Source organism: Paraburkholderia fungorum (genome assembly GCF_046027605.1).
In the GTDB taxonomy this organism is placed as follows: Bacteria; Pseudomonadota; Gammaproteobacteria; order Burkholderiales; family Burkholderiaceae; genus Paraburkholderia; species Paraburkholderia fungorum_F.
Genome location: NZ_JAQQEF010000002.1, coordinates 397,141 through 411,079, shown reverse-complemented (window position 1 = coordinate 411,079; position 13,939 = coordinate 397,141). Strand labels below are relative to the sequence as shown.

The 13,939-nt window shown below is 65.5% G+C and carries 10 protein-coding genes; 5 read left to right on the top strand and 5 right to left on the bottom strand.

From position 1 onward, the window contains the following. The first annotated feature begins 65 nt into the window (after positions 1-65). From PQR53_RS05165 to phnE, 5 genes are read left to right on the top strand one after another with little or no spacing between them, the layout of a single operon-like run. Positions 66-2,282 carry a phosphocholine-specific phospholipase C gene (locus PQR53_RS05165; RefSeq protein WP_408451502.1) on the top strand — a complete coding sequence of 739 codons (2,217 nt, stop codon included), beginning with the start codon at positions 66-68 and terminating at the stop codon, positions 2,280-2,282. A gap of 34 nt (positions 2,283-2,316) precedes the next feature. Further along, a complete protein-coding gene (locus tag PQR53_RS05160; RefSeq protein WP_408451501.1) occupies positions 2,317-4,611 on the top strand; it encodes a YadA family autotransporter adhesin in 2,295 nt (764 codons plus the stop codon). Between the two features lie 35 nt (positions 4,612-4,646). Next, positions 4,647-5,558 carry a phosphate/phosphite/phosphonate ABC transporter substrate-binding protein gene (locus PQR53_RS05155; RefSeq protein ID WP_408451500.1) on the top strand — a complete coding sequence of 304 codons (912 nt, stop codon included), beginning with the start codon at positions 4,647-4,649 and terminating at the stop codon, positions 5,556-5,558. After that, on the top strand, positions 5,555-6,427 hold the full coding sequence (phnC, locus tag PQR53_RS05150; protein ID WP_408451499.1) for a phosphonate ABC transporter ATP-binding protein: 873 nt from the start codon (positions 5,555-5,557) through the stop codon (positions 6,425-6,427). The genes PQR53_RS05155 and phnC overlap by 4 nt, the downstream gene beginning before the upstream one ends. Continuing rightward, complete coding sequence (phnE, locus tag PQR53_RS05145; protein ID WP_408451498.1) at positions 6,424-7,224, top strand: phosphonate ABC transporter, permease protein PhnE; 801 nt, start codon at positions 6,424-6,426, stop codon at positions 7,222-7,224. Before phnC ends, phnE begins: the two co-directional genes overlap by 4 nt. A 135-nt stretch (positions 7,225-7,359) precedes the next feature. On the opposite strand, the gene PQR53_RS05140 is transcribed toward phnE, so the two are convergent. The 5 genes from PQR53_RS05140 to PQR53_RS05120 all read right to left on the bottom strand — a co-directional run bounded on the left by PQR53_RS05140 (position 7,360) and on the right by PQR53_RS05120 (position 13,893). Beyond that, positions 7,360-8,934: a tetratricopeptide repeat protein gene (locus PQR53_RS05140; RefSeq protein WP_408451497.1), complete on the bottom strand. Its 1,575-nt coding sequence runs from the start codon at positions 8,932-8,934 to the stop codon at positions 7,360-7,362. 102 nt (positions 8,935-9,036) lie between these two features. Continuing rightward, positions 9,037-9,399 carry a translation initiation factor Sui1 gene (locus PQR53_RS05135; RefSeq protein ID WP_408451496.1) on the bottom strand — a complete coding sequence of 121 codons (363 nt, stop codon included), beginning with the start codon at positions 9,397-9,399 and terminating at the stop codon, positions 9,037-9,039. Between the two features lie 50 nt (positions 9,400-9,449). After that, positions 9,450-10,625, bottom strand: coding sequence for a GGDEF domain-containing protein (locus PQR53_RS05130; protein WP_408451495.1), 1,176 nt, complete (start codon positions 10,623-10,625; stop codon positions 9,450-9,452). Between the two features lie 165 nt (positions 10,626-10,790). Next, positions 10,791-11,687 (bottom strand): LysR family transcriptional regulator, encoded by an 897-nt coding sequence (locus PQR53_RS05125; protein WP_408451494.1) that lies wholly within the window; start codon positions 11,685-11,687, stop codon positions 10,791-10,793. Between the two features lie 124 nt (positions 11,688-11,811). Then, a complete protein-coding gene (locus PQR53_RS05120) occupies positions 11,812-13,893 on the bottom strand; it encodes a 2Fe-2S iron-sulfur cluster-binding protein (protein WP_408451493.1) in 2,082 nt (693 codons plus the stop codon). Positions 13,894-13,939: the final 46 nt, after the last annotated feature.

The following is a 13,939-nucleotide window of genomic DNA, read 5'->3' as shown; positions in this document are numbered from 1 at the left end:
TCTCGTTGCGGTGACCGCCTGGCTTCGCGGCACGCCCCTCTTCCAGCCTTGTAAAGACACTCCCCATGACTAACAAAACACGCGACGTCAACGACGCGGCGGCGCCAAAGGGCATCAGCCGGCGCGACTTCCTGCGCGCGGCGGGCGCCACCGGCATTCTGGCAGGCGCAGGCATGCTGCCGCCTTCGATCCGCCGGGCTCTCGCGATTCCGCCTGCCGGCCAGACCGGCACGATCCAGGACATCAAGCATGTGGTCATCCTCATGCAGGAGAACCGCTCGTTCGACCACTACTTCGGCACCCTCAAGGGCGTGCGCGGTTTCGGCGACCGCTTCCCGATCACGATGGCGAGCGGGCAATCGGTATGGCAGCAGGTGTCGAGCGCGCCGGGCGCGACCCCCGCCGTCACCATCCCGCCGTTTCACCTCGATACGGCAACGATGAACGCAATGGGCGTGGCCGACTGTCCGCATGATTACGGCACCGGCCAGGCCGCCTGGAACCAGGGCTTGTTCGGCAACTGGCCGTACTGGAAGACCCAGTATTCGATGGGCTATTACGAGCGCGCCGATATTCCGTTCCACTTCGCGCTCGCTGAAGCGTTCACGCTGTGCGATGCCTATCATTGCGCGCTGACCGGTCCCACCGACCCGAACCGCGTGGTGTTCTTCTCGGGTTCCAACTACAACCCGCAACTGGCGGCCGTCGGCATCAATCCGACCGAAGCGGATGCCGAAGTATCGAATGTGCGTTGCTCGGTGTCGGGCACGATCTCCGCGACCACGGCGCCGAACCAGTACACCTACGGCGGTTCGACCTTCAACTGGCCGACGCTGCCCGATCTGCTGCAGGGCGCCAACGTCAGCTGGAAAATTTATCAGGACCCGAACAACAACTGGAGCGGCCTGCTGCACGGCTGCCTCGCGTTCCAGAGCTTCCGCACCTCGGCGCCGGGCTCGGCGATCTACGACAACGGCATGACGGGCGGCCCCGACTTCCTGACGACCTTCGCGAACGACGTGCAGAACGGCACGCTGCCGCAGGTGTCGTGGATCCTGCCGACACCGAACAACTCAGAACACCCCAGCTACTTCCCGAGCGACGGCGCGAATTTCATCTCCCAGGTGCTGGACGCGCTGACGGCCAATCCGGCCGTCTGGAGCCAGACCGCGTTCTTCGTCACCTACGACGAAGAAGACGGCATCTTTGATCACGGGCTGCGCCCGGCGGTGCCGTCGTACGACGCGAGCGGCAACCTGATGGGCGGCTCGACGCTGCCGCTCGCCGGCGAGTATTTCTCCGATCCGTCGCGCACGTATCTCGAAGCCGCCGACACGGTCAGCGGCACGCTGCGTCCCTGGGGACTCGGCGGACGGGTGCCGATGTTCGTGATCTCGCCGTGGAGCGCGGGCGGCTGGGTCAACTCCGAAGTGTTCACGCATACCTCGATGGCGTTGTTCCTCGAACAGCGCTTCGGCATCACGGTGTCGAGCGTGAGTCCGTGGCATCGCGCGGTGGCCGGCGATCTGACGAGCTGCTTCGACTTCACCAGCCCGAACGCGAGCAACACCACGTATGCGGCTCTGCCGAGCACCGCCAACACCGCCACCTTCGACGCCGCGCAGCGGGCGCTGCCGGCGGCCCGCGCGCCGGGCCAGCCGGAACCGCTGTTCCAGGAGGCCGGCTACCGGCCGTCCCGTGCGTTGCCCTACGAACTGCACACCAGCGCGCGGGTGTCCACGAGCGGCGCGCTCGAGTTGATGTTCAGCAACACCGGCACGCAAGGCGCGGTGTTCCATGTGTACGACCAGAACAATCTCGGCAAGATTCCGCGCCGCTACACCGTCGAAGCGGGCAAGCAGTTGAACGACACGGCGTGGAGCGCGGACGCCAACGGCAACTACAACCTGTCGGTGTACGGACCGAATGGCTTCGTGCGCCAGTTCAGCGGCAACGTCGGCAGCGGCGCGCCGGTGGAACTGCAGGCCTGCTACGACGTGGCGAACGGCGCCGTGTACGCCACCGTCAATAACAGCGGCACCCAGGACGTGCAGGTCACGCTGAGCGCCAGTGCTTACGCGAGCGTCTACACCGGCGGTCCATGGACGCTGAACGTGCCCGCGGGTCACTCCGCCGAGCAGCACTGGCCGCTCGCCAACAGCGGCAACTGGTACGACTTCACCCTGACTGCGCCGAATCTCGTGCGCCGCTTCGCGGGGCGGGTCGAGACGGGTGCGCCGGGCATCAGCGATCCGGCTATGGCAAGCGGAATCACGAGCTGAACGCGCGAATGCAAACCGATCAGGAGACCACTACATGACGAATAGACAGCAGGTCGCGCGACTCAGCATGCTGATGGGCGTGCTGCTCGCCGCCCACGGCGTGCGCGTCGAGGCGCAGGTGCCGACGACGTACAACAGCACGACGCATAACGAAGGCATCGGCGCCAGCGCCGGGACCACCAGCGTAAGCGGCAACTACAACCAGGCCATTGGGGAATCGGCCGGCAATAACGTCAAGGGCAGCGACAACACGGCAATCGGCCAAAGCGCCGGCCAGTCGGTCACCGGTAGCGACAACACCGCGATCGGCCAGGGCGCCGGCAACACCGTGAGCACGAACTACAACCTCGCGCTCGGCGACGGTGCGGGCACCAACGTGTCGGGCGGCAATGCCAATCAGGCGATCGGCTTCTTCGCGGGCATCAACGTGAGCGGCGGCTGGAACCAGGCGTTCGGCCGCAGCGCGCAGACCAACGTGACGGGCAACTACAACAACGCGTACGGCTTCTGGGCGGGCAGCTACACCACCGGCAGCACCAACGACGCGTTCGGCACCAGCGCCGGCGAGTATGTGACCGGCAGCTACAACCAGTCTTTCGGCGACGGCGCCGGTCAGCACGTCACGGCCAGCAACAACATCGCGATCGGCGAGGGCGCGGGCAACACCGTGAGCACGAACTGGAATCTGGCGATCGGCCAGGGCGCGGGCACCAATGTCTCGGGTCACAACGCGAACCAGGCAATCGGTTATTTCGCGGGCATCAACCTGGTCGGTGGCTGGGACCAGGCGTTCGGCCGCAGCGCGCAAACCGATGTGACGGGCAGCTACAACAACGCGTTTGGCTTCTGGGCAGGCAGCTATGTTTCCGGCGACCAGAACACGGCGTTCGGCTCGAACGCCGGCGAGTACGTCACCGGCAGCAACAACCTCGCGAACGGCCAGAGCGCGGGTTCGAATGTGACCGGCAGCTACAACTCGGCGAGCGGCATGAGCGCCGGTTCGAATGTGGTCGGCAGTGGCAATCTCGTCGAAGGGTCCAATGCGGGCAGCTCCGTGGTGGGCGACAACAACGCGGCGTTCGGCCCCTACGCCGGCGGCAACGTGACCGGCCAGACCAACCTCGCGCTCGGTTACGGCGCCGGCCACGACGTGATGGGCAGCAACAACGTCGCGCAGGGTTATGGCGCGGGCTTCTTCGTGACGGGCAGCGATAACGTCGCGATCGGCTCGCTGGCCGGCAATTCGATCACGGCCGACGATTCGGTGGCGATCGGCGCGCGCAGCCAGGCGGTGACCAACAGCGTGGCGCTCGGCGCCGGTTCCGATGCCATGCGCGGCGCGGTGGCGGCCTACCAGGCATTTGGTCTGAGCGCACCGCAGTCGTCGGCGGGTGAAGTCAACGTCGGCAACCGGCAGATCACCGGCGTAGCGGCGGGCAGCCAGGCCAACGACGCGGTCAACGTGGCGCAGCTGCAAGCGGTCGAAAACGAACTCAGTGGCCAGATGAGTTCGATCGGCCAGCAATCGGCCGCTACGCCGCCGGCACAGACACCCGCACAAACATCGGCACAGACAGCGGCACAGACAGCGGCCGGCACCGGCACGTCGCAGGCGGCAACCGACAAGAGCGCGACGCCGGACAGCGGCTCGTCCGTGCCGGCGGTTGCGTCGGCGGCGGGCGCCACCGCGATGGGCTATTCGGCGAACGCAGCGGGCGAGAACAGTACGGCGATGGGCGCGAATGCGGTTGCGGCGGCGGCAAGCAGCACCGCGAACGGCGCCGGCGCTGTGGCCTCGGCCCAAGGCAGCGTGGCGATCGGCACGAATGCCGCGGCTTCCGGCGTCAGTTCCACCGCGCAGGGCAACAATGCGAATGCCGGCGGCAACAACGCCACCGCGCTCGGCGCGAACTCGAACGCCGCCGCGGCCAACTCGGTCGCGCTCGGTGCGGGTTCCGTTGCCGACGATCCGAACACCGTATCGGTCGGCGCGCCAGGCAGCGAGCGGCGGATCACCAACGTGGCGCCCGGTGTGAACGGCACCGACGCGGTCAACATGAACCAGTTGTCTTCGGTTCAGTCCGGCATCAACAGCGTGGCCCGCAAGGCGTACGGCGGTGTGGCGGCAGCCACGGCCCTCACGATGATCCCCGAAGTCGACGCCGGCAAGAACTTCGCGATCGGCGTCGGCACGGCTGATTATCAGGGCTACGCTGCGACGGCGATCGGTGCGAGCGCGCGCCTGACGAACAGCATCAAGATGAAGCTCGGCGTCAGCGTCGGGCCGGCTGGCGCGGCTTACGGCGCCGGCATGTCCTATCAGTGGTAGCCCCTCAACACGTCAATTATCCGGAGCAATCCGACATGAAAATCGAACGTTTTCGTCTGCTCGCATCGTTGATCTTTTCGGCCTGTTGCACGGTCATGGCCTCCGCGGCGCACGCGGCCGGCAGTTGTCCGAACGACGGCACGGTGCGCTTCGGCGTGGAGCCGTATGAGTCGACCGCGCGGCTGCTGCCGGTCTATACGGATCTCGCCGACCTGATCGGCAAGAAGATCGGCTGCAAGGTCGAACTGTACGTGGCGACCAGCTACAACGCCGAGATCGAGGCGATGCGCAATAACAAGCTCGAGTTCGGTCAGTTCGGCCCGCTCGGTTACGTGCTCGCGCATCAGGTCGCGCATGCCCAGGCAGTCGCCGGGTTCGCCGGAGAGGACGGCAAGCCGGCCAACTACTACGCCTCGATCGTCACGTGGCCGAACAGCGGCATCAAAACGCTCGCCGACGCGAAGAGCCGCTCGTTCGCCTACTCGGACCCGGCTTCGGCCTCAGGGCATCTGTTCCCGGCGTACGGACTGCGCAAGAACGGCATCGATCCGGATCACGACGTCAAGGGAATCTACGCGGGCAGCCACACGGCCTCGTTCGAGGCGCTGCGCAATCACAAGGTGGAAGCGGGCGAGCTGAACAGCGAGGAAATCGCCAGCGCGAAGCTGCATGACGAATACGATCCGGCAGCGTACGTCACGCTGTGGAAGTCCGAACCGATTCCGCAGGATCCGTTCGCCATTCGCGGCGACCTGCCGGCCGAATTCAAGACGCGTCTTGCCGGTGTGCTGCAAACGCTCGACTTCCACGAACTGCCGGAGGCCGATCAGAAGTTTCTCGCGGCCAATGAAGGCAAGGCGCTGAAGACGGTACCGCAGACGGACAGCGCCTACGATCAGATCCGCGATCTGGTCTCGACGCTCCATATCGATCTGAGCAAACTGTGAGCGTGCCGCACGCGGCGACGGCGATCAGTGGCGCGCCCGGCGGCGCGGCGGGCCCGGCGGGCCCGGCGGGCCCGGCATTCGCGGGCGTGGATCGGGCGGAGCGGCGCGTGGCCGGCGCCGGCGTGCGGCTGGCCGTGCGCCATCTGACGATGCGCTATCCGAACGGGCACACCGCGCTTCACGACGTGAGCCTGTCGGTTGATGCGGGCGAGATGGTCGTGATTCTCGGCAGCAACGGCTGCGGCAAGTCCACGCTGATGAAGTGCGTGGTCGGGCTGAACCGGCCGAGCGGCGGTTCGGTCGAAGCCGGCGGCCGCGATCTGGCCGCGCTCACGGGCCAGCAGTTGCGGGCTGCGCGCATGTCGGTCGCGCTGATCTCGCAGCACGCGAATCTCGTGAAGCGGCGCAGCGTGCTGGCGAACGTCTGCACGGGCGCACTCGGCCGGCATCGCACGCTGGCGACGACGTTCGGCTGTGTGCCGACGTCCGAGATCGAGCCGGCGCGCGGCTTTCTCGACGAAGTCGGCCTGCTGCATCTGGCTGCTCAGCGTGCGGGCACGCTGTCGGGCGGCCAGGCGCAGCGCGTCGCGGTGGCGCGCGCGCTCGCGCAGCGGCCCCAGGTGGTGCTCGCCGACGAGCCGGTGGCGAGTCTCGATCCCGAAGCCGCCGACGAAGTGATGCGTCTGTTGCGCCGCCTCGCGACAACCGACGGGCTCGCCGTCGTCTGTGTCTTGCACCAGCCGGAACTGGCGACGCGCTATGCCGATCGCCTGATCGGCATGCGCGCCGGCCGGATCGAGTTCGACGAACGCGCAGCGTCGGTCGGCACGCAGCAGATTTCCAACCTGTACTCGGGCGAGACCTCATGAATCGCGCTTCTTCACTAGTGGCGTCCACCCAGGCCACGCGCGGCAATCCGCTATCCCGGATCGCCGCGCTGGCCGCGTTCGTCGTACTGTTCGCGCAGGCATACGTGGGCGTGCATGCCCGTCCGCAGGACCTGATCAGCGGCGTGCACGGCATGGCCGACATCATGGCGCGCGCCATGCCGCCCGACTTCAGCCAGTTCGTGCCGAGCCTCAAGCCGATCCTCGAGACGATCGACCTGGCGGTGTTCGGCACCGTGTTCGCGGTCCTGTTCGCCTTCCCGCTCGCGCTGCTGGCCGCGGCCAATGTGACACCCGCACGGCCGCTGTATTACGTGGCGCGCGCCATCATCGGCATTACGCGCGCCGTGCCGGACCTCGTGTGGGCGCTGCTGTTCGTGACCGCCGTCGGACTGGGACCGTTTCCGGGCGCGCTCGCGCTCGGCGTGCATTCGATCGGCATGCTCGGCCGCCTGTTCGCCGAGGTGATCGAGGACATGGAAATGGGCCCCGTCGAAGCGCTGACGCTGACTGGCGCGAGCCGCCTGCAGGTGTTCACCCATGCGGTGGTGCCCGGGGTGCTGCCGACGCTGCTCGGCATCAGCCTGTTCCGCTTCGACGAGAACCTGCGCTCGTCGCTGGTGCTTGGCTTTGTCGGCGCGGGCGGCATCGGCTTTGAGTTGCTGACCGCGATGAACCTGTTCCAGTATCAGACCGTATCGTTCCTGCTGATCGTCACGTTCGTGCTGGTCATCGCAGCGGAACGCGGCTCCGCTTTTCTGCGCAGCCGGGTGCAGTGAAGCTGGGCGTCCGGCGCGATTGATTCGAGGTTGCGGCGTTTTTCGTCGCGCTTTTCGTCGCGCTTTTCGCTGTCCTACCGTGGCGCTTTTCCCTGCACTGCTTCCTGCGCTCTTCGCCGCGCTTTTTTCGCCGCGCTACTTGCCCGGCGTCTGCGCGAGATCGCGAACGAGTGCGGCGAGACACGGGCTCCAGTCACCACGCAGCGCCTGCCGATAAGGCGTGACGTTCGGGTACCACGCGCACCCGCCTCGCACCCATCGCCAGTCGGCGTGCCGCTGCAGCAGCACATGAAGATCGGCGCCGAGTGCGCCGGCCAGATTGGCGGTCGACGTGCACACCGAGATCACGCGGTCCAGACAGCAAATCGCCGCGGCGGTGCGGCTGAAGTCCGTAACGAATGCCGACAGGTCGATCAGCGGCAGGTCGGCGACTTCGCCGACCCGCTCGATGTGCGGCCGGGGCATCAATGAATAGAACTGCACGTTGTCGAGACCGCCGAGCCATCCGTTGATGAGCGCGGAAGGCACGTTGCGGGCGGTGCGGTTCGCCTGTGGGACCGCCGGATTGGCGGACCAGACGAGCCCGACGCGACGCGGGCGCGCGCCGCCGCGGCGGTCGGCCGATTCATCGGCGTTGCCGATCAGTGCGCGCGCGGCGGCGAGATCGGCCGGGTCCGGTTGCAGATAACACGCCGGCGGCGGTTTCTCGATCCATCGAGGTAGATCGCCTAGATAGACATGCCAGGCATTTGCCGTTTCATGGCTTGCAAGTGCGTCTAACGACGTGCGCTCCGCCGTGTCGTCGAGCAGCGCGGCCGACTCCACCTGTACGCCCGGAAAGCTCGCGCGAAACAGCCGGACCAGTTCCGGCCGGCAAACGATCACGACACGCATGCCCGCGCCATGCGCGCGCCGCAGCAACCCGGGCAGGAACGCGGCGAACAGGATTTCGTCACCGGCGCCCTGCTCGCCGGTGACGAGCAGCAACGCGTCTTTTTCAAACTGCCCGTTCCATGCCGGATGAGGCCGTTTGATGCCGCGGACCATGATTCTCTCGCCGGCATCGAAGCGGCGCGCGTAATGTGGCCATGCCTGATCGAAGCGTTCCTGCTGGAGCAGGAATAGCGCGTACTCCCAGTGGGTTGCGGGGTCGTCGTTTGCGGCGAGCTGCTCCTGGAATAGCGCGTCGGCGCGTTCGGCCTGGCCGCTGTATGCACAGCAGACGGCGCTCCGGTGCGCCGCATGCGGACGTCTGCCCCCTTCGATCGCGGCAAGGCGGTCGAACAGTTCGAGCGCCTGTTCGAAGTGTTCGCCCAGTCGCAGGCTTTCGCCATAGTTCCATAGCGCGTCGGCAAAATCCGGCGCAATCGCGAGACAGGCGCGGTAGGCCGCCATCGCGTGCAACGTATGTCCTGCCTGCTGCAGGCTGACCGCGAAGTTGTAATGCGTGCGGGGATCGTCGGGCGACAGCCTCGTCGCCTCCTCGAGCGCGGGCAGCGCGATATCGAAGCGCCCGATGCCGGTCAGCGCGACGCCGCGCACCATATGCGCGAAGCCGTTTCCGCTGGCAACGGCGATGGCCCGTTCGGCGTGGTGAATCGCATCCGTCCATGCGCGCCCGGAAAGCGCTTGCAATGCGAGGCGCAAGGCTCCTTCGACGTGCTGGGATGCGGTGCTGCCCGTGGTGGCGTGGGTGCGTCTCTCCGGCATACGGTCCTCATGTTGACCGCCGGATGCTACTCATTCTTTGCGCACGCTTGATGACGAACGTTTTATTTTTCGACCTTTCGACCGCGTGCGCTCATCGAGCGATCAGCCCCCGGCCCGCTTCGCACTATGGCCGTACTTTTTCAGCGCTTCGATGACCCGCTCGCAATGGTCGCCCTGCACTTCGATTACGCCATCCTTGACCGTTCCACCAGAACCGCAAGCCGTGCGCAATTGTTTGCCCAGCAACGCCAACGCAACGGGATCGAGCGCCAGCCCTTTCACCAGCGTCACACTCTTCCCGCCTCTGCCCTTGGTCTCGCGACTCACTCGCACCACGCCGTCCCCTGCCGGTCGAGTCTTCGCGATTGTTTTGCAGACACATTGCGCGAGCACCTGGCTGCATTCGGGGCACATCCGGCCGCCGTCAGTGGAATAGACAAGGCCGCCTTTTGAAAAACTCTTCATGATCGATTGACTCAAAGACACTTGAAACGGGCATCGCGACGAGTCGAGCCTCAGGCCACCGAGCGTCGCGCATCGATCCGCGCCAGTTCCAGCCGATTACCGCCCAGCGATTTCGCGCTATACAACCCCTGATCGGCGGCCGCCAGCAGGTCGGCAAGCGTGGGCGTTGCGCTGCCAGACCGCGCGAGGCCGACGCTGACCGTGGCGCGTATGTCGACGTTGTTAGTCCTGTGAGCGACCGTCCTGGCGAAACGTCCAACCACGGCCTCGCCCACCTCTTTGGCACGGACGCTGTCGTGGCCAGGCAGCAGGGCGACGAATTCTTCTCCGCCGATGCGGGCGAGCATGGCTTTGGGTCCCACCACGCTGCGCGTAATTTCCGCGAAAGACTTCAGCACCGCGTCACCCGTCTCATGACCATACCGGTCATTGATCGTCTTGAAGTGATCGAGATCGAAGGCGAGAAGTGAAACCGGTTGCGATACGCCACTGTCGCGAATGACGCGTGTGCCCTCTTCGAAAAACCATCTGCGGTTGCCAAGACCGGTCAGATAGTCCGTTTGCGACTCCTGCAAAAGCTGGCTATGGGTTTCCTCGCGGACGAGCGCCAGCAAGGTCATTGGCAGGATCACCGAATACAGGACGCCCTCGTACATCGTGATCTTGCCGGCAACGGACAGCATGTCGTGTCCATACACCGTCACTAACCCAGGCAAGACAGATGCCCTGGCGGCATAAAAGAGCGCGTGGATGCCCGCCACGATCACCGCGACATGCCGTGATTTCAGCGATTTCATCTCATTGTTTCGCAATAGCTCGATAGACGTCATGCCGGACGCTACCGCGATTGGAATTGAACTCACATAGTTCCACAGGACGTCCTGCCCGCGCGCGCCCACAAGCGCCCAGGTCAGCGCCACCAGAACGAGGATGCCTAGCGAACTTGCACCGTTTTTCCGGTTGTTCAGCGATGCGACACCGCGCAGGACCAACAGATAGCCGGCAACAAAGATGAGATTGCTTAAGCCCGCGCCCAGCGCACCGGGCAGGTCGCGACGAAACGCGGCGGCAGCACAGCCGATTGCAAGCGTGGCGTAGCCCACTGCCAGGATCCGCAATTCCTTGCTGCGCCTCGGATGAGTTCGATGCTCCCAGAGGGTCAGCCCAGAACTGGCGAGTAGCGTTCCGATTGCGAGAAGATAGAAGGTAATGAGATCGAGATGCATCGCTGACGTATGGGCTCTACGCCGGTACATCACGGCGGCAGGCGCATTTTACGCTGAAAATTTATACAACAGACGATTGCCGGGCTTCGGCCGCGGACCTGCGACCAGCCGCTTGCATTGGGGCTGTGCTAAATAAGCCGGGCATTCAAGGAACCGCCATCCCCGTCAAATCCAGGCCTGGGTGCGCAATGTCTCGATGGCGAGGTCGAGGAATGAGCGAACCCTCTGGTTGGCGTGCCTGCCTTCGCGATGGACGACGTGGACCGGGAGCGCCGCCGGTTCATAGTCGGCCAGCACAATTTTCAGCGTGCCTGCCTCGATCTCGCGGGCTACCTGATACGACAGTAAACGCGCGACCCCGAATCCCGCGATGGCAGCCGCGATCGCCGACTCATTCGTGGTGGTAGTCAGGCGTGGTTGAATCGGCACGGCCAGCGGCTGCTGATCCGCGGCGAAGCGCCATTCGGGCGCGGGCGAGATACCGCTTGCCTGAATCGTGGTGTGGCCGGCCAGATCCTCGGGGCGCTGCGGCATACCGTATTGCTCGAGGTAGGCCGGAGCCGCGCACAAGACGCGCCGAACCTTGCCCACCGCGATCGCTTGCAGCGACGAACTCGGCAGTTCGCCGATCCGCACCGCGACGTCCGCGCCTTCGTCGACCAGATTCACAATGCGGTCGAGAAACCAGCAGTTGACATTGACCGCCGGAAAGCGCGTCAGATAGTCGAGCACGACCGGCATGAGATGCAGCTTGCCGAACATCACGGGCGCAGTCACGGTCAACTGACCGCGCGGCGCTGCATGCGTGCCGGTCGCCGTGACTTCCGCTGCGTCGATTTCGCCGAGTATGCGGCGGCAGTCTTCGAAATACGTCGCCCCGGCGTCCGTCAGCCTGACGATACGGGTGGTCCGTGTCAGCAACCTGACGCCGAGGCGTTCTTCCAGTTCGGTCACCATCCGGCTGACTACCGAGGGCGACACGCTCAGCTTGCGTGCCGCCGAGGCGAAACCCTCCGTTTCGACGACGGTCACAAACGTCGTCATTGCTTGAAGTCGGTCCATATCTGTCTGGATGTGCGCGTGGGCGATCGATGCACATTCGCTGATCGACAGAAGACGTCGATCGGCGGTGCGGAGTCGCCAAGCATAGCAGCCGCGCGATCCATCAGCCGTGAGCGAGCTCACGTCAAAGATCCAGTTGCAAATGTCCGGCGCTGCCTGCCTCGGCTTGCGCCGGCACCGCGCAACAGATCAATGCTTCGTCGTCTGCCACCTTGAACTCGGGCACGACGAGATAAGCCACTGCCCCTTCGACGATACGGGTGCGGCAGGTCCCGCAACTCCCGCCGCGACAACCGAAGGCCGGCTCAAGGCCCCGCGACTCAGCCAGTTCCAGCAATGAGCCGCTGCCTGGATTCCAGCGCGCTTCCTTGCCTGACTTGACGAATGCAACCGGCGTCGGCTTATCCGCGGGCGCATGCACAGGGCCTACATTGACGCCGGCGTCCGCCTGACGATGCACCCCCGCTGGGCCAAACGCCTCGGCGTGAATCCGGCTATCGGCAATGTTCAGCTTGCGCAGTCCGTCGTACAGCGACTGCATGAACGCCGCCGGACCGCACAGATAAAAGTCGTAGTCGTTGAACGGGAGCTTCTCGCTCAGCAGCGCGACATCGAGCCGGCCAACCGCGTCGAAATCCGTGCCCTTTTGCGCACCCTCGCTATCGGTCAGCGTGCGCACCACGTGCACCGCGCCATTGGCCTGCGCCGCCAATTGATCGATTTCTGCCGTAAAGGCCCGTTCGGCGAGCGTGCGCGCCGAGTGAAAGAACCACGTCGGACGGACCCGGCGCGTCCGCAAGCCTTCGTAGACGAGGTGGCGCAACATCGCGAGCATGGGCGTCACGCCGACACCCGCTGCGAGCAGCACCGCCGGCCGGCGTTCGGCGGCGTCGACGGTGAACTGGCCGGCCGGCGCGCGCGCCTCGATGACACTGCCGACCCGCAGCGTGTCGTGCAGATGCGCGGAGACCAGGCCCTGGCGCTTGACGCTGACCCGGTAGAAGCCGTCCGCCGGCGCCGTCGACAGCGTGTAGGTCCGGATCGTTGGTCTGGCACAACCGGGCAGCGCGACGCGGATCGGCAGATGCTGACCCGCCGCGTGCGGGATCAGGCCCGCGCCATCGAGCGGTTCGAGGTGGAAGGAGCGGATCACCGAGCTTTCGTCGACGATCTTCGTGACCTTGAACGGACGCCAGGTTTCAGCCAGCGCCTGCGCACCCAGGCGGCTCGCCACTTCGTCCCAGCTCCCCGTCATCAGCGAGTTGGGCGACCAGCCGTTGGCCTGAAACGTCCAGCGCAGCGGCAGCGCGCCGGCGCGGTAGACAATACGGCGCGGCCTGAAACGCCACAGCCTCTCGGCGCCCTGAAAGGCAGCGATTTCGGGTGAGTCGAGATCGACTTGCGCCTCGCCCGTGAGTTGCAACAGATCGCCGCTTTCGAAGTCGGCGAACACGAGCCCCGCCCGCGGATTGATCAGGAAATTGCCAAGGGTGGCGAAAAACAGGTTGCCGGCGAAGTCTGGAATCGTCAGCACGCCATCTTCATCGAGGCGCACGAAGCCGGCCCTGCCGCCGCGATGCGAGACGTCGACCTGCCGGCCGGTGGGTTCGTCGACATACGAGGCTACGAAGAACGTGTCGGCGGTATTGATCATCGCGCGCGCCCGTTCCGACAGTTGCTCCAGCTGCACCGGCTCGATCGGCGAAGGACTCGCCGGGTCGCGAGCGAAACCGGCGTCGCGCTTCTGGATGTATTGCGGGCAGTTGCCGAAACTCTGCGCCACGTCGACGTCGAAGCCAGCCCCGCTGTTATGGCTCACTACGCCGTTCAGGCGATTGCGCCGGCGCGTATGCAGCTCGATGCCCAGCAAACCCACCGCGTCGCCATCGTCCAGACCGGCGGACGCGGGATCGTGCGGGTCGCGCACCCGTTCGACGTGCAGCGTGTGCGCGCTCGGCGCCTGCAGGAATCCCGGCATACCGGCAACCAGCGTGGCCCACACGTCGCCGTCGTGATCCACCGCCCCGAGCGCGACAAACGGAAGCTGCGGGAAAAACATCCGATGCTGATCCGGCATGAAACTGCGAACATTCCGCCGCCCGATCTCATCCATCCGCTCCGCCACGCCCACCGCACGTTGCAGCTTCAGTTCTCCTGCATGCCAGGGCGAAGGCGAAGGCACGTTGTCTGTCGAAGTTGGGCTCACGGCGGCACTCCTGTCCGGATGACGATCAAGCGAAAAATCGGCGAAG